The following is a 17577-nucleotide window of genomic DNA, read 5'->3' on the forward strand; positions in this document are numbered from 1 at the left end:
CACACGAGGCGCGCGGGCAAGTTCACCCATCAAGCGCGCCCCCTTGCCCCATTTTGCGCAGACCGTCAACAATCGCGGCCAACGCCATGCTGAGCGAGCCCTTGGCGAGCACCGTGTCGCCATCCCGGATCAACGCAGGCAGATGTTCGGCCATTTCGGCGCTGGTTGCGAACCAGAGTCCACGTTTCTTTTCTGGCAGCGCGTGGTGCATCGCCTGCATCAACGGCCCGATGCAATGAACCTGATCCACATGCGCCATCGCCTTGATATCTGCCATGGCGGCATGCATGGCCTCTTCCTGGGCGCCCAGTTCCTTCATGTCACCCAGAAACGCTATGCGGCGGGTGCCTTTGGAGGCGGCCAAGACATCCAGCGCAGCCTCCATCGAGGTCGGGTTGGCGTTGTAGCTGTCATCCAAAAGCTCGATCTGCCCACCCCCTGACAATGGCAAGCTTTCGCGTACCCCACGCCCCTTGACGGGTGACCACGCTGGCAGGCCCGCGATGGCCTGATCCAGATCGACCCCCAATTCGACGCAGGCCGCCAAAGCGCCAAGCGCGTTCATCGCGAAATGCGTGCCGGCGGAGTTCACCTCGAATTGAATCACCTGATCACCGACCAGTGCCCTGGCCTTCACTGCGTTGGACTCGGGTTGAACATCGGTCAGCCGGTAATCCGCCGCGCTGCGCCCAAAATCAACAATCCCCGCCCCATGCGCCTGCGCTGTCTGGCGCAGGATGTCCGCGTGGTCGATATCTGCATTGACGATCGCAGCCCCGCCGGGTTCAAGCCCCTCAAAGATCGCCGCTTTTTCCCGGGCAATACCAGCCACCGACTCGAAAGCCTCCAGATGCACTGCCGCCACGGTCGTCACCAGCGCCACATGCGGGCGGGCCTGTTCGGCGAGCGGGGCAATTTCACCGGGGTGATTCATGCCGATCTCGATCACCGCAAATTCCGTATCGCGAGGCATCCGCGCGAGGGTCAGGGGCACGCCCCAATGGTTGTTGTAACTGGCGACGCTGGCGTGGGTTTTCCCTTCGGTTTCCAGAATTGTCGCCAGCATTTCCTTGGTCGATGTTTTACCCACACTGCCTGTCACGCCGACCACGCGCGCATCCGTTCGGGCCCGTGCCGCTTTCCCCAGGGCCTCTAGCCCCGCCTGCACGTCTTTGACGATCAGCAAGGGGGCGCCTTCCGGTACATTGTCCGGAACACGGGAAACCAGTGCGGCGCCTGCTCCTTTTTCCAGCGCCTGTGCCACGAAATCATGCCCGTCCCGCGCCGCTTTCAGCGCCACGAACAGATCGCCGGGCCGAAGGGTGCGGGTGTCGATGGATACGCCATTTGCGGTCCAGTCGGTCGTCGCCTGACCGCCCGTCGCCGCGGCCGCTTCGGATGCAGTCCAGAGCGTCATGCGACCCTCCCGTCCAGCGCTGCAACGGAAATGCTGGCCTGTTCCACATCGTCGAAGGGCAGAACCTGATCCCCCACGATCTGACCGGTTTCATGCCCCTTTCCGGCGATCAGCAGCGCATCACCGGGTTGCAGCGCATCGATGCCGCGCAGGATGGCCTCGGCGCGGTCGCCGACTTCGGTCACGCTGGCGTCACCTGCTGCCTCTGACGCGCCTGCCATTACGGCCGCGCGGATGACTGCGGGATCTTCGCTGCGCGGGTTGTCATCGGTGACAAAGACCACGTCTGCATGGTTGGCTGCCGCCCTACCCATCAAGGGGCGTTTGCTGGCGTCGCGATCCCCGCCCGCACCGATAACGGCAATCAGACGGCCCATCACATGCGGGCGCAGCGCCTTGAGTGCCGTGGCAACAGCATCAGGCGTGTGGGCATAATCCACAAACACCGCCGCTCCATTGTCACGCGTGGCTGCCAGTTGCATCCGCCCGCGAACCGTCGTCAGATGGGGCAGAGTTTCGAACACGCTTTCAGGGCTGTCCCCGGCAGCAATCACCAGCCCACAGGCCAGCAGGATGTTTTCGGCCTGGAACCCGCCGATCAGGTTCAGGCGGGTCTGGAACGTTCGGCCCCGCCACGCAAAGCGCAGGTCTTGCCCCGTGGCGTCGAACCGCTGGTTGATCAGACACAGGTCGGCATCGCCCAGCCCCACCGTCAGCACCGACTGGCCGCGCATCTCGGCGATCCGCCGGACCTGGGCCCCTTTCGGGTCGCTCAGGTTGACGACGGCCGTTCCATCCTGCGGCAAAACCCGGTCGAACAGACCGGCCTTTGCGTTGAAATAGGCCTCGAAGGTTTCGTGGTAATCCAGATGGTCCTGCGTGAAGTTGGAGAAACCGGCGGCAGTCAGGTGAACGCCATCAAGGCGGCGCTGTTCAAGGCCGTGGGACGAAGCCTCCATTGCGGCATGGGTCACGCCGTTCTCGGCCGCCTCGGCCAGACAGCGGTGCAAGGTGATTGGCTCGGGTGTGGTATGGGCCAGTGGCGCTGTCCACGCACCTTCAACCCCGGTGGTGCCGAGGTTGACGGCGGCGTGACCAAGCGCGGACCAGATCTGCCGGACGAAGGTGGAAACAGATGTTTTGCCGTTCGTTCCCGTTACGGCCACGATGGTTTGCGGCTGCGCGCCGAACCACAGCGCCGCGGCACCGGCCAGCGCCTGACGCGGGTCTTCCACCACGGCCAGCGCTGCGTCCGAAGCTGCCAGTTCGGCCTCGGCGATCTCTGCCCCTTCGGCATCGGTCAGGATCGCAGCGGCCCCCATGCGCAGGGCAAACTGGATGAACTCTGCGCCATGAACGCGGGACCCGGGCAGCGCGGCAAACAGGAAGCCCTCTTTCACCTCGCGGCTGTCAACGGCCAGACCAGTGATATCCGGGTTTGCGCCCTCTCTTGCGGTCAGGGCCAGCTGGCTGAGTTTCTTCGTCCTTGTGCCCATGACCCACCTCTTGCCGGACAGCCTAGTTTGAGGTCAGCGTTATAGCAGCGCCCGCCTCAGGCTCAAGCCGGGGACGCAACCCCAACAACGGTGCGACGCGTCCGATCAGTTCGGCGGCAACAGGCACGGCGGTCCAACCGGCCGTGCGGCGTTTTTCACCGTAGGCCACGATCGAAGGCTCGTCCAACGTCACGATCAGAACGTATTGCGGATCGTAGGCCGGGAAGATCGTCGCGAAGGTGGCAATGACCTTGTCATCATAGTACCCGCCGCGCGGTTTGGGCTTGTCGGCCGTACCGGTCTTGCCCGCCACGTCATAGCCCTTGACCTCGGCGAAACTGGCGGTGCCGTCCGTTACCACTTTGCGCAGCATCTTTTGCGCCTGCCGTGCAGTGTTCTGCGACATGACACGAGGCCCGTATTGCGGGCCGTTCTGGCGCAGAATGGTCGGGCTGACGTAATGCCCGCCATTGGCAATCGCCGCGTATCCCGCGGCCAGATGCATCGGGCTGGTCGACAGGCCATGGCCATAAGAAATTGTCACGGTACTGAGCTCGCCCCATTTCTTCGGCTTCAGCGGCACACCGCCCTTGGCCTCAACAATCTCGAATGGGGTCGGATCGAACATGCCAAGCGCGTCCAGAAACTCCTGCTGCCGTTTGGCACCGATTTGCAAGGCCAGACGCCCCGTGCCTCGGTTCGAGCTGTGGACGATCACATCCGCCACGCTGATCTTGCCATAATTCTTGCCGTTGAATTCGCCGATGGGAAAGCGGCCGATCTTCATCGGCCCGGACGTATCGATGATGGTGTTTGAATTCACCAACCCAAGTTCAACGGCCTGGGCCGCGGTGAAAATCTTGAAAACAGATCCCAGTTCATACACGCCTTGTACATAACGGTTGAACAGCGGGCTGTCCGAGGGGTCAAAGCCCGAGGTCGGCGGGCGCGGACGGTCATTCGGATCAAAAGAAGGCAGCGAAGCAGCCGAAATAACCTCGCCCGTATGCGCGTTCATCAGAACGGCCGAAGCCCCCTTGGCGTTCATGATCTTCATACCGCCGTAAAGAACCTGTTCAACTGCGGCTTGAATCGTCAGGTCCAGCGACAGTTGCAGCGGCTTGTTACCGTTGGCCGGATCGCGCAGATAATCGTCGAACTGCTTTTCCACACCAGCCACGCCGATCACTTCGGCGGCGCTGACGCCTTCACGACCAAAACCGGACCCGCCCAGGATATGAGCGGCCAGCCGCCCGTTGGGGTAAAGCCGCATTTCACGCGGACCGAACAGGATGCCGGGATCACCGATGTCGTGCACGGCCTGCTTCTGCTCGGGCGAAATGCGTTTCTTGATCCACAGGAATTTTCGGTTGCCGGTGAAGTCCTTGATAAGCCGCTCTTTTTCCAGATCAGGAAAAATCGCAACCAACTGCTCTGCAGCTGCGACGGGATCGATCATCAAAGGGGGCTGCGCGTAAACGGAATAGGTGTCCAGATTGGTGGCCAGTATGCGCCCTTCGCGATCGACGATGTTGGCGCGCTGCATGGCAATCGCCGCTCCCGGTGCGCTGGCCAGAGGCTCTTGTGCTTCCGAGGTCGCCAGCATGCCCATGCGGAAGCCGACAACGGAAAAAGCGCAGAAGAAGAACAGGCCCAGTACCAGCAGACGCCCTTCGGCACGGGCGCGGGCGCGATCTTTCATATCCTCGTGACGCTTGCGGATGTTCTCACGCTCGATTGCCTTGGGGTTTTCGCCCCGCGCGCGGGCATCCAGGATTCGGGCCAGGGGGCGCAGAGGGGTGCGTGTCATGGAATTTGCACCTCGCCCAAAGCCTGAATGTCGGTGATGGCCTGCAATTCAATCGGATCAACGACGGGCAGGTCCGGGTCTTCGGCATAGGCGATCTGATCCGCGCGCCCGAACTGCTCGGCCCGCAACGGCAGCAGGCCAAGGCGTTCAAAGTTCAGGTCGGCCAGTTCGCGCAGCCTGTCCGGGCGGTTCAGATAGGCCCATTCCGCGTTCAGAACGGCCAAGCGCACCTGTGCCATTCCGATCTCGCGCTGCAAAGACTGGGTTTCCTTTACCACTTGCTGGGTCCGGTAGTTTTCCTGATAGGCCCACAACGCCAACCCGAACACGGACAGAGCAGTCAACACATACAAAACACTCTTCATCTTGCCCTTCCCCCCAGTTGCGGCATCCCGATGGCCCGCGCTTCAATTTCCCCTGCCGGAGCATCGGTTCGGATCGCCACGCGCAGTTTGGCCGAGCGCGCGCGCGGGTTTTCCTGCAATTCCTGTTCGTCAGGCCCCACCGCCTTGCGGGTCTTCAGTGTGAATTGCGGCTGTTCCTGTTCAATCTCGGGCGCATAGCGGTTCGCGCGCCCCGTCTTGCCCGCGCGGGACTGGAAAAACCGTTTCACCATTCGGTCTTCAATGGAGTGGAAAGTGACAACGGCCAGTTGCCCGCCGGGCTTCAAAGCACGTTCAGCGGCCATCAGCCCCTGAAACAGCTCTTCATATTCTGCATTCACGGCGATCCGCAGCCCTTGAAAGCTGCGCGTGGCCGGGTGGGATTGACCCGGTTTAGGACGCGGCAGGCAGGATTCGATGATCTCGGCCAGACGCAGGGTCGTGGTGATCGGCTCTTCCGCGCGCGCTTTGACGATCGCCCTGGCAATCCGGCGGCTGGCGCGCTCTTCACCATAGTGAAACAGAATGTCGGCCAGTTGCGCCTCGGTCGCGGTATTGACCAGATCGGCGGCGCTTTCGCCATCCTGGCTCATGCGCATGTCCAAAGGGCCATCCTTCATGAAGGAAAATCCACGGTCGGCCTGGTCCAGTTGCATCGAGGAAACGCCAAGGTCTAGAACAACGCCGTCCAGGTTCTGCGCATATTCATCCATACGAGAAAACACGCCGGGCTGCATCACCAGCCGGTTGCCGTAGGTACCCGCCCAGTCTGTCACCATCTCAAAAGCCAGCGGGTCGCGATCCACGCCAATCACCTTGTCGGCCCCGGCCTCCAGCAATCCGCGGGTGTACCCGCCTGCGCCGAAGGTTCCGTCCAGCCAGACGCCCGTGACCGGCGCCACCGCCGCCAGGAGCGGGCGCAGCAAGACAGGGATGTGAGGAGCGTCCGGTTTTGGGTGATCCGCGGCCGCCATGCCGTCACCCGCCCTCGACATCATCGAGGAATTGCAAAGGATCAACATCGTCGCCAAGGCCGTCCAGCCATTCCTCGGTCGCCGCCAATTCTTCGGATTCGTAGGTCTCGGGCTTCCAGATCTGAAAAGTATCCCCGGCGGCGATAAAAAACGCCTCGCCCTCAAGGCCAATCTTCTTGCGCAGCTTTGCCGGCAGGACCAGCCGCCCGGTTTCGTCGACATTGGTCGGGAAGGACTGCCCGTGGAACAGGCGCTGCAACATCTTGCGCTTCATCGAACCGCGAGGCAGCGCGTCGATCTTGGCATCGACCTCGTCGATGGCCTGCATGGTATAGCATTCCAGGTATTTGCGACGATGATCCCCGTAGACGATCACAAGCTCTGGATTGTCGCCGGGTTGCCAGTTGGGATCGGAGGATTCAAGCACGCGGCGAAACGAGGCCGGGATCGACACCCTGCCTTTCGCATCCACTTTATGGTGGCTTTCACCTCTAAACCTGCGCGCCAAGACGACTGTCCCTTTCGCTTGCGCCCCACTTGAAATTCGCGTTCCCCCCGGATGAAAAACGGCGGGTTGATCTGCTGCCACTGATCAACCCGCCGCATTGACCCGCTTTGCGGGATGTCCAGCTGCACGCGCCACCTGGGGGGATGTCTGCTCGCCCGCGCGCCGGATCTCTTGATTGATGAAAGCGAGATGCCTGTATGAAACCTGATTATTTTTGGTCGGGGTCGTTTGGTGCCCCTGCTGCCTCGTCCTCATCGGATGTATTAGGGATGCCATGGGAATTCATGGAAATCAACAGGAATTTTGCGAACCGTGTTCCATGAATCACGCTTCAGGAACAATACTACCATGAAACTTGAACGCAAAAACACCAACTATAGGCCAGAGCAACACAACACCCCCTAGATATAGATGATTTGAGGCTGAAATTTTTTTCCCACGATTTCCCAAAAAATCTAAAGAATTGCCGTTTTGATTGGAAAAACCCAGCATCCTTGGGCAGCGATCTCGCAGAATCATTCGCTTTTCGCGCGCAATTCCGACGGGACTTCGCCCCCGACAACCACATCGGCCCATGAAATCCCGTGGCGTTCAGGCAGTACGCCCTACGACCTGCGAAACCGGTAAACTTGTCATCAGGGAATAGCTGAAGCGCCGCGCTTTGCCTGGCGCTTCGGTCACACGCACGTCTAAAATCGTTTTATTGCGCACAAATTCCAGCCAACACCGCTCAATTAGAGGGCAAGCCGTGGGAAGGCCATGTTTCCGCTGTCACCCGTGACCCAAGGGAAGGCCCTATGTTTCAAGGCGCATTTCGAGTTGAAGGAAAAAACTGAACCAATCTATGCGCTTGCTGCATAGCAGCATTGACGACGCGACCTATTGTGCAATCGCAGCATTTGCCTATTTTCAACCTCAAGCAAGGGCCGAGCGTAATCGGCAAAGCAGATAAATACGGATGATGAGCATGGCAGTCGCAAGCACACATACAGCCTCGAAGAGCGCACCGGCGTTCGGAATCGCAACTTTGATCGAAAACGCAAAGGCGCGTTTTGCCCGCTATCGTATGTATCGCCAGACCGTCAATGAGCTGGCAGGACTGTCGGACCGTGAACTGGCCGATCTGGGCCTGCATCGGTCCATGATCCGTCGAGTGGCCATGCAGGCCGCCAATGATCACATTGCGCAATAAGCGCGCCACGAATACCGAGATCAGGCCCTTCCTCCTCCCTTAGGGTCTGTTATCAGCGGCAACGTCTCTCCTCCTCCCTGACGTTGCCGCACCAAATACCGGCCTCAACCCGCCGGATCCTGATACATCGAGGCTCTCCTCCTCCCTGCCTTGATGTTGAAAGCGCGCGGCGACGCCTTCCTCCTCCCTGACGTCGCCGCGTCTTCTCCATACCGGGCTCAAACCCGGGTTCGAATACATCGGGGCTCTCCTCCTCCCTGCTCTGATGTTGACAAGACGGCGGTTCCCCTTCCTCCTCCCTGGGAACCGCCGTTTTTTTGTTTTTCTGACATAGGTGTAAGATGGCCCTCTGATTTCTGATCCGGAGGAAACAATGGCCGCCTATTTCATCGCGCAGATCGACATCCACGACCCGGATGGGTATCAGGATTATCTGGCGGGTTTCATGCCGATCTTCGACCGTCACAAAGGCCGCCTGCTCACGGTCTCATCGAAACCGGTCGAACGGATCGAAGGCGATTGGCCCGAAGGTGGCATTGTGCTGATGGAGTTTCCGGACCTTGCTGCGGCGAAAGCCTGGAAAGACGACCCTGATTACATCGAGCTGGCGAAGATCCGGCAAGCCACCGCCTCGACCAATCTGGTTCTGGTCGAAGGGATATGACGCCTCAGAACGGGACGTCATCCTTGTTGGTCAGAAAACGTGAGACCACTTTCTTTGTGCCTGCCTTGTCGAACTCGACTTCGACCTTGTCGCCCTCGATCCCGACAACCGCGCCATAGCCGAATTTCTGGTGGAACACCCGTTCCCCCAGCGTGAAACTGGCCACTGCGGTCGCGTCGATCACCGTGTTGCGGGATTCGCGCGGCTGCGACATGCCGTATTGCCCCTGCCGCGCCTGCATCCGCCTCCAGCCCGGCGAGTTGTAGACATTCGCTTCGGCCGCACGGGTTTCAATGCCCGCAGCGGGCTGGCCGCCACCATAGAGACCCGGAGGCGTAAGGACCTCAACGTGATCTTCCGGCAATTCGTCGATGAACCGGGACGGCATGGAGTTCTGCCACTGCCCGAACACCCGCCGGTTGGCGGCAAAAGAAATGGTACACACTTCTTCGGCACGGGTGATGCCGACATAGGCCAGGCGCCGTTCTTCCTCGAGCCCCTTGAGCCCGGATTCGTCCATTGACCGCTGCGAGGGGAACAGCCCGTCCTCCCAGCCCGGCAGGAAGACGGCGGGAAACTCCAGCCCCTTGGCCGCGTGAAGGGTCATGATCGAAACCTTGGCCCCGTCGCTGTCCTGTTCGTTGTCCATGACCAGACTGACATGTTCCAGAAACCCTTGCAGGTTCTCGAAATTGTCCAGCTGGTTCACCAGTTCCTTGAGGTTTTCAAGGCGCCCCGGCGCTTCGGGCGTCTTGTCGTTCTGCCAGTGGGCGGTATAGCCGGATTCGTCGAGAATGATCTGCGCAAGTTCGATATGCGTATGCTCGGGTGCGCCGAACCGCATGGGCGAACCGTCATCGATCACCGAATCGTCGTCCACCTCGATCCGTGGCCCACGCGTCATCGCATTCCAACGCGCCAGACCGTCGATCAGTTCGCGCAGCGCCTTGCCTCCCTTGCCCTTGATCAGCCCGTTGTCGACCGCAATCCGAGCCCCTTCGACCAGTGACACCCCATTTTCGCGCGCGGTCATCTGGATGGTTTGCTGCGCCTTGTCACCCAGGCCGCGTTTCGGCGTGTTTACGATTCTCTCAAACGCAAGATCATCCTCGGGGCTGACCACCAGCCGGAAATAGGCCATGGCATCGCGAATCTCCATCCGCTCATAAAAGCGCGGGCCGCCGATCACCTTGTAGGGTAGACCGATGGTCAGAAACCTGTCTTCGAAGGCGCGCATCTGGTGGCTGGCGCGCACGAGGATGGCGATCTCATCAAGGTTCATCGGGCGAATACCCCGCGTACCGCCCTGCATCGCGTCGATCTCCTCGCCGATCCAGCGGGCCTCTTCCTCGCCATCCCAATGGCCGATCAGATTGACCTTGTGGCCTTCCTCGGCTTCGGTCCACAGCTCTTTGCCCAGACGGTTTTCATTGCCGCGAATGACGTTCGACGCGGCCGCCAGTATATGCGGGGTCGAGCGGTAGTTCTGTTCCAGCCGCACCACATGGGCGCCGGGAAAGTCTTTCTCAAAACGCAGGATGTTGCCCACCTCGGCCCCGCGCCAGCCATAGATCGACTGATCGTCGTCGCCGACGCAGCAGATGTTCTTGTGCCCTCCGGCCAGCAGGCGCAGCCACAGATATTGGGCGATGTTGGTGTCCTGATACTCGTCCACCAGGATATAGCGGAACCAGCGCTGGTATTGCTCCAGAACATCCTGATGGGCCTGGAAGATCGTAACCATGTGCAGAAGCAGATCGCCGAAATCCACCGCATTCAATTCGCGCAGGCGGGTCTGATATTGGGCATACAACTCAATGCCCTTGCTGTCACAAGCCCCGGCATCGGCGGCTGGCACCTTGTCGGGCGTCAGCGCACGGTTCTTCCAATCGTCGATGATTCCCAGCAACATCCGCGCAGGCCAGCGTTTGTCGTCGATATTTGCGGCCTGCACCAACTGCTTGAGCAGGCGCAACTGGTCGTCGGTATCCAGAATGGTGAAGTTCGATTTCAAATCGACCAGTTCCGCATGGCGGCGCAGCAGTTTGACGCAGATCGAATGAAAGGTACCCAGCCATGGCATCCCCTCAGCAGGCTGCCTCAACAGGCGGCCCACCCGTTCCTTCATCTCGCGCGCGGCCTTGTTGGTGAAGGTTACCGACAGAATCTCATTCGGACGTGCGCGCGCAGTGTTGAGAAGATGCGCGATCCGGGTGGTCAGAGCCTTGGTCTTGCCCGTCCCGGCACCTGCCAGCATCAGAACCGGTCCGTCCAGACGCTCGACCGCGTCCCGTTGTGCCGGGTTCAGATCATCCAGATAGGGCGAAGGGCGCACGGCCATGGCCCGCGCCGACAGCGATGCGCCCTCGAAGGCGTCCATTTCGTCAAAACTGCTCATGGCCCCAAACTACGCCGGATAAGCGCGAAGGGAAAGGGTTTGTTCACGGCTTGTTCACAGACTTTTCGCACTTCTTTTTACATTCAATTCTAAACAAACACGCCACCGCCCTGCCCCCCCGTTAACTCTCTGTCAAATCCTGACTGGGATGTTTGGCACAGTGTAGTGGGAGCGGACAAATGAAACAGGCGGAACTGACGGGTCAGTCCTCGAGGCTTAAGATGATGGGCGTGGCCCTGATGCTGCTCGCGCTGACGGCAGCAGCGGGCTGGGGAATCTACGCCGCCCCGGCGCCAGTGGTTGATCGCATGCTGGAAGCAGACCTGCGAAAGAACGCGATGCGGATGAGCCGCCAGGTCGAAAGCCATCTGAACGATCTTGAACAGGCATTCCGTTTTCACGCATTGACCGATCATGACCGGGAGTTTCTGGAGCTACTGCCCGAAACCACAGACATTTACCGCTTCAAGCTGTTTGATGCTTCGGGGCAGGTGTTCTGGTCGACCCGAGCCAGCGACGTCGGGTTCGTGAATACGAAACCCTATTTCCAGTCGATCGTCGCCGCCGGAGGGCTTTTTTACAAACACGAAGAGAAGCCGGTTACCGAAGTTGAGTCCTTTGTTGTCGACAATTCCCGGGATACGGAACTGAGCAGCCGCCATGTGGCCGAGGTTTATACGCCGATCATCAAGGATGCGACGTTCATGGGCGCGATCGAGTTCTATTCCGACATAACCGACCTGCGGAACCTGTTCATCACGCGCGTTCGCCTGTCTCTGGCGTTGCTGAGCGGGGTCGCCCTGCTGGCGTTGACGACTGTCATCCTGATTGTCCATCGCACCAACCGTCGTCAGGTTCGCGACCTTCGCAAACGGGCACAGAAAGAGAGGGAGCTGATGGACGAGCAGCTGCGCCTGGCCCGAGAGGTCCGCCTGCTGGGTGAATTGAACGAATGGCTGCAATCAAGCCGATCGCTGGATGAACTGTTCGACATGGTGTCTCGCTTCATGACCCACATCCTGCCAGAGGCCGAAGGCAGCGTGTATGTCTATTCAAACTCACGCGATGTGCTGGATGGCTGCGCCAGCTGGAACGGTGGAACTCATAAATCCCACATACACCCCGAAGGTTGCTGGGGCTTGCGGCGCGGCCGGACTTACGAGTTCGGCGCATCCGAGATTGATTTTGTATGCGAACACGCCGAACCGCATGACGGGCGGCCCTATTTCTGCTTTCCCATTCTGGCCCATGGCGAAACCGTTGGTCTTTTGCATCTGCGGGCACTGGAGGGGCGCGAAGACTGCTTCAACAAGAGCCGCAAGCTGGCCCAATTGTGCGCCGAACAGATCAGTATGGCGATCGCTAACGTCCGCATGCGGGATCAGCTTCACGACCAATCGGTACGAGACCCCCTGACCGGGCTGTTCAATCGCCGCCATATGACCGAGACGCTGCGCAAGTCCATCAGCCGCAGTCATCAGACGGGCGCCGCGCTAAGCCTGATCGCCGTGGACGTGGATCACTTCAAGAAGTTCAACGATACTCATGGGCATGATGCGGGCGACATGGTGTTGCGCGCCGTCGGCGCCGCCCTGGAACAAGGGTGCGACCGGGACGAAGTCGCCTGCCGCATCGGTGGTGAAGAGTTCATGCTGATCCTGCCTGACAACAGCCCCGAAGATGCCGTGACCCGCGCCGAACAACTGCGCCAGGCGGTTGAAGCCGTAACCGTACGATATGGTGAGAAGGCCTTGCCGCGCATTACGATATCGGTCGGGGTCGCACATTACCCGGCCCACGGCACCATGCCGCAGGATCTGATGCGCGCGGCTGACGATGCGCTTTATGTCGCCAAGGACAAGGGGCGCAACCAGGTGCATGTTGCAAGCGGCACCAGGAACCAGACCAAAAATGCGCCGCCTGAACACCGGCAACCACCTAAGGATGCAGCTTAAAAAACTTGCCGAATCGCATGGCAGGTCGGATCAATCTGCATGGACTTGCACAGCACTTATCCCGGCATACCGGATCTGAAACACCGTGCGCGCCGTCGTCTGCCGCATTTCGTGTGGGAGTATATCGACAGTGGAACCGGGATTGAAACGACACTGCACCGGAACCGCCAGGCGCTGGATGAGGTGCGCCTCTGCCCCTCGATCCTGCATGGCGAGCTGAACTTTGATACGTCAAAGTCGTTTCTCGACGCTTCGTATCCGCTGCCGTTCGGAATCGCGCCGATCGGAATGTCCGGGCTGGTCTGGCCCCGCGCCGAGCAACTGCTTGCCAGCGCGGCCGCAGAGGCGGGTATTCCCTATACCCTGTCGACCGTAGCCAGCCAAAGCCCCGAAGACATGGCACCGCATCTTGGGGGCAATGCCTGGTTCCAGCTTTACCCGCCCCGGGATCCGGATATTCGAAAAGACCTGCTGAACCGGGTCCGCAAAGCCGGGTTCAAAACCCTGGTCCTCACCGCGGATGTTCCCGTCGCATCGCGCAGGGAAAGGCAGACACGATCGGGCCTGCGGCAACCGCCAAAGCTGACCCCGCGCATTCTGGCGCAGATCGCCCAAAGACCCGCGTGGGCGATTGGCATGCTGCGCAACGGTGTGCCGCACATGCGAACGCTGGACAAATATATCGAAAACCCCGGAAATCTGCCGCCCACGGCTCATATCGGTTACCTGCTTCGAACCTCGCCGGATCTGGACTATGTCAAATGGCTGCGCGACCATTGGGACGGTCCGCTTGTCCTGAAGGGTGTCCTGCGACCTGAGGATGCGAGCAGGCTGGAACAGGTCGGTGTCGATGCCTTGTGGGTGTCGAATCATGGCGGCCGTCAATTTGACGCGGCCCCGGCCAGCATCGAGGTTCTGCCCTCTGTCCGGGATGCAACCCGCCTGCCCCTGATCTTCGACAGTGGTGTCGAAGGCGGTCTGGATATTTTGCGGGCCATGTCGCTGGGCGCAGACTTCGTGATGCTCGGGCGGGCTTTTTTGTATGGTCTTGCGGCACTTGGCGCGCGGGGACCTGCACATGTCATCGAGATTCTCAGGCAGGACCTGCATGCAAATATGGGCCAGATGGGCCTGGCAAGCCTGTGTCAGATTGAGAGTTAACGTTAAACATTTGATGCTGCGGCGCAGCAAAAGTATAAGGGCGCTGCGATCATAGGGCGTTTGCGAGCGATAACATGCCGGTTCTACCCAGAAGAACGGATATACCTGCGCGTATTCTCCGCCCAATAAGACGCCCATACACAAAAGACCGGGACCTATCATGACAGACTTCAACAAGATCCTGATCGCCAACCGCGGCGAGATTGCCATCCGCGTCATGCGCGCAGCAAACGAGATGGGAAAACGAACCGTCGCCGTCTACGCTGAAGAAGACAAACTGGGCCTGCACCGGTTCAAGGCGGACGAGGCGTATCAGATCGGTGAAGGCATGGGGCCGGTTGCCGCGTATCTTTCGATCGACGAGATCATCCGTGTTGCCAAGCAATGTGGCGCCGACGCGATTCATCCGGGATATGGCCTGCTGTCCGAGAACCCGGATTTCGTCGATGCCTGCGTCAAGAACGGCATCACCTTCATCGGCCCCAAGGCGGAAACCATGCGCGCGCTTGGCGACAAGGCAAGCGCGCGACGCGTAGCCATTGAAGCAGGTGTTCCGGTCATTCCTGCCACCGAAGTTCTGGGCGATGACATGGACGCGATCCGCAAGGAGGCCGCCGAAATCGGCTATCCGCTGATGCTCAAGGCGTCCTGGGGCGGCGGCGGGCGCGGCATGCGCCCGATCCAGTCGGAAGAAGAGCTGGAAGAGAAAGTGCTGGAAGGCCGTCGCGAGGCCGAAGCCGCATTCGGCAACGGCGAGGGTTATCTGGAAAAGATGATCATTCGTGCGCGCCACGTCGAGGTGCAGATCCTGGGCGACAAGCACGGTGAAATCTATCACCTGTATGAACGCGACTGCTCGGTCCAGCGCCGGAACCAGAAGGTCGTGGAACGCGCCCCTGCCCCGTATCTGAGCGACGAACAGCGCGCCGAGATCTGCGAGCTTGGCCGCAGGATCTGTGCGCATGTCAATTACGAATGTGCCGGCACGGTCGAGTTCCTGATGGATATGGACACCGGCAAGTTCTACTTCATCGAAGTCAATCCGCGCGTACAGGTCGAACACACCGTGACCGAAGAAGTCACCGGTATCGACATCGTGCAGGCGCAGATCCTGATTGCCGAGGGCAAGACGCTGGCCGAGGCGACGGGCATGGCCAGCCAAAAGGATATCCAGCTCAACGGCCACGCGTTGCAGACACGGATCACCACCGAGGACCCACAGAACAACTTCATCCCCGACTATGGCCGGATCACCGCCTATCGCTCGGCCACCGGTATGGGCATCCGTCTGGATGGCGGCACGGCCTATGCGGGCGGGGTGATTACGCGCTATTACGACTCGCTGCTGACCAAGGTTACGGCCTGGGCCCCCACGCCCGAAAAGGCGATATCCCGGATGGACCGCGCCCTGCGCGAGTTCCGCATCCGCGGGGTTTCGACGAATATCGACTTCGTCATCAACCTGCTCAAGCATCCGACCTTCTTGTCGAACGAATACACCACCAAGTTCATCGACACGACGCCCGAACTGTTCACCTTCAAGAAGCGGCGCGACCGCGGCACCAAGGTTCTGACCTATATCGCGGACATCACCGTGAACGGGCATCCCGAAACCAAGGACCGCCCGCGCCCGCGCGCCGACCTGAAAGAGGCCAGGCCTCCGGCGCTGAAGGCCGAACCGCAGATGGGCACCCGCAACCTGCTGGAGCAGAAGGGCCCGCAGGCGGTGGCCGACTGGATGAAGGCACAGCGCCAACTGCTGATCACCGACACCACCATGCGCGACGGGCACCAGTCTCTGCTGGCGACCCGGATGCGCTCGATCGACATGATCACGGTGGCTCCCTCCTATGCGGCGAACTTGCCGCAGCTGTTCTCGGTCGAATGCTGGGGCGGCGCGACTTTCGACGTGGCGTATCGGTTCTTGCAGGAATGCCCGTGGCAGCGCCTGCGGGACCTGCGCGAGGCGATGCCGAACCTGATGACCCAGATGCTGCTGCGCGGCGCAAACGGCGTGGGCTATACGAACTATCCTGACAACGTGGTGCAGGAGTTCGTGCGTCAGGCGGCGACAGGAATTGACGTGTTCCGTGTCTTCGACTCGCTGAACTGGGTCGAAAACATGCGTGTAGCAATGGATGCGGTCGTCGATAGCGGCAAGATTTGCGAAGGTACCGTCTGTTACACTGGCGATATTCTTGACCCGGATCGCGCCAAGTATGACCTGAAATATTATGTCGGCATGGCGAAAGAGCTGCGCGACGCCGGCGCGCATATTCTGGGCCTCAAGGACATGGCGGGCCTGCTGAAACCGGCCGCGGCCAAGATCCTGATCCGTGCGCTGAAAGAAGAGGTCGGGCTGCCGATACACTTCCACACCCATGACACCGCCGGTATTGCCAGCGCGACCATTCTGGCCGCGTCCGAGGCGGGCGTGGATGCTGTTGACTGCGCGATGGACAGCTTCTCGGGCAACACCAGCCAGGCGACGCTGGGCACCGTGGTCGAGGCGCTGCGCCACACAGACCGCGACACCGGGCTGGACATCAAGGCCATCCGTGAAATCAGCGATTACTTCGAGGCTGTGCGTGGCCAGTATGCGGCCTTCGAATCCAGCCTTCAGGCCCCGGCGTCCGAAGTTTACCTGCACGAGATGCCCGGCGGACAGTTCACCAACCTCAAGGCACAGGCGCGCAGCCTGGGTCTGGAAGAACGCTGGCACGAAGTGGCCCAGATGTATGCTGACGTGAACCAGATGTTCGGTGATATCGTGAAGGTCACGCCGTCTTCCAAGGTCGTTGGTGACATGGCGCTGATGATGGTCAGCCAGAACATGACACGTGAACAGGTCGAGGACCCGAATACCGACGTGGCCTTCCCCGATTCGGTCGTGGACATGATGCGCGGCAATCTGGGTCAGCCTCCGGGCGGTTTCCCCGAGACCATCATCAAGAAGGTGCTGAAAGACGAGGTTCCCAACACGCAGCGACCCGGCAAGGACGTGCCCCCGGTCGATCTTGAAGCCACCCGCGCCGAGCTGTCCAAGCAGCTGGAAGGCAAAGAGGTCGATGACGAGGATCTGAACGGATACCTGATGTATCCCAAGGTGTTCCTGGACTACATGGGTCGCCACCGGATCTACGGCCCGGTCCGTACCCTGCCAACGCGTACCTTCTTCTACGGCATGGAGCCGGGCGAAGAGATCACCGCGGAAATCGACCCCGGCAAGACGCTGGAAATCCGGTGTCAGGCCATCGGCGAAACGGATGAAAAGGGCGAGGTCAAAGTGTTCTTTGAACTCAACGGCCAACCGCGCGTGATCCGGGTTCCGAACCGGTTGGTCACCTCGACCACGCAGGCGCGGCCCAAGGCCGAGGTCGGCAACCCGGATCATGTCGGTGCGCCGATGCCCGGTGTTGTTGCCACCGTCGCCGTAACAGCGGGCCAGCAGGTCAAGGAAGGCGACATGTTGCTGACCATCGAGGCGATGAAGATGGAAACCGGCATCCACGCCGAGCGCGATGCGACCGTCAAGGCCGTTCATGTGCAGCCCGGTGGCCAGATTGACGCAAAGGACCTTCTGGTCGAGCTGGAATAACCTGCCGAACCGATTACAGTT

The 17577-nt window shown here is 60.4% G+C and carries 12 protein-coding genes; 5 read left to right on the top strand and 7 right to left on the bottom strand.

Annotated elements, in window-relative coordinates; translation table 11 throughout:
• Positions 1 to 22: 22 nt before the first annotated feature.
• From murF to mraZ, 6 genes are read right to left on the bottom strand one after another with little or no spacing between them, the layout of a single operon-like run.
• Entirely contained in the window at positions 23 to 1417 is a 1395-nt protein-coding gene (murF, locus tag GS620_RS11755; protein WP_171362485.1) for a UDP-N-acetylmuramoyl-tripeptide--D-alanyl-D-alanine ligase, read from the bottom strand.
• Positions 1414 to 2913, bottom strand: a complete 1500-nt coding sequence (locus GS620_RS11760) for a UDP-N-acetylmuramoyl-L-alanyl-D-glutamate--2,6-diaminopimelate ligase (protein ID WP_171615991.1) — start codon at positions 2911 to 2913, stop codon at positions 1414 to 1416. Before GS620_RS11760 ends, murF begins: the two co-directional genes overlap by 4 nt.
• Before the next feature lie 22 nt (positions 2914 to 2935).
• On the bottom strand, positions 2936 to 4723 hold the full coding sequence (locus GS620_RS11765; protein ID WP_152458670.1) for a penicillin-binding protein 2: 1788 nt from the start codon (positions 4721 to 4723) through the stop codon (positions 2936 to 2938).
• The gene (locus tag GS620_RS11770; protein ID WP_152458671.1) at positions 4720 to 5088 is read right to left on the bottom strand and encodes a cell division protein FtsL; all 369 of its coding nucleotides are present in this window, start codon (positions 5086 to 5088) and stop codon (positions 4720 to 4722) included. The genes GS620_RS11765 and GS620_RS11770 overlap by 4 nt, the downstream gene beginning before the upstream one ends.
• Positions 5085 to 6080, bottom strand: a complete 996-nt coding sequence (gene rsmH, locus GS620_RS11775) for a 16S rRNA (cytosine(1402)-N(4))-methyltransferase RsmH (RefSeq protein ID WP_171116473.1) — start codon at positions 6078 to 6080, stop codon at positions 5085 to 5087. Before rsmH ends, GS620_RS11770 begins: the two co-directional genes overlap by 4 nt.
• Positions 6081 to 6084: 4 nt before the next feature.
• On the bottom strand, positions 6085 to 6588 hold the full coding sequence (gene mraZ / locus GS620_RS11780; RefSeq protein WP_171615993.1) for a division/cell wall cluster transcriptional repressor MraZ: 504 nt from the start codon (positions 6586 to 6588) through the stop codon (positions 6085 to 6087).
• Positions 6589 to 7555: 967 nt separating this feature from the next.
• Here mraZ and GS620_RS11785 point away from each other — a divergent pair.
• Together GS620_RS11785 and GS620_RS11790 are read left to right on the top strand one after the other, a co-directional pair.
• Complete coding sequence (locus tag GS620_RS11785; protein ID WP_152458673.1) at positions 7556 to 7780, top strand: DUF1127 domain-containing protein; 225 nt, start codon at positions 7556 to 7558, stop codon at positions 7778 to 7780.
• Between the two features lie 373 nt (positions 7781 to 8153).
• Positions 8154 to 8444, top strand: coding sequence for a DUF1330 domain-containing protein (locus GS620_RS11790; protein WP_171205412.1), 291 nt, complete (start codon positions 8154 to 8156; stop codon positions 8442 to 8444).
• Between the two features lie 4 nt (positions 8445 to 8448).
• Here GS620_RS11790 and GS620_RS11795 read toward each other — a convergent pair whose 3' ends face one another.
• The gene (locus tag GS620_RS11795) at positions 8449 to 10842 is read right to left on the bottom strand and encodes an ATP-dependent helicase (RefSeq protein ID WP_171615995.1); all 2394 of its coding nucleotides are present in this window, start codon (positions 10840 to 10842) and stop codon (positions 8449 to 8451) included.
• A 179-nt stretch (positions 10843 to 11021) separates the two neighbouring features.
• Between GS620_RS11795 and GS620_RS11800 the strand changes: the two genes are divergently transcribed.
• From GS620_RS11800 to GS620_RS11810, 3 genes are all read left to right on the top strand, one after another.
• Complete coding sequence (locus GS620_RS11800) at positions 11022 to 12797, top strand: diguanylate cyclase (RefSeq protein ID WP_171616005.1); 1776 nt, start codon at positions 11022 to 11024, stop codon at positions 12795 to 12797.
• A gap of 39 nt (positions 12798 to 12836) precedes the next feature.
• Positions 12837 to 13958, top strand: a complete 1122-nt coding sequence (locus tag GS620_RS11805; RefSeq protein ID WP_171616007.1) for an alpha-hydroxy acid oxidase — start codon at positions 12837 to 12839, stop codon at positions 13956 to 13958.
• A gap of 160 nt (positions 13959 to 14118) precedes the next feature.
• Positions 14119 to 17556, top strand: coding sequence for a pyruvate carboxylase (locus tag GS620_RS11810; protein WP_171616009.1), 3438 nt, complete (start codon positions 14119 to 14121; stop codon positions 17554 to 17556).
• Positions 17557 to 17577: the final 21 nt, after the last annotated feature.

Origin of the sequence: Ruegeria sp. HKCCD6428, assembly GCF_013110595.1 — a bacterium.
In the GTDB taxonomy this organism is placed as follows: Bacteria; Pseudomonadota; Alphaproteobacteria; order Rhodobacterales; family Rhodobacteraceae; genus Ruegeria.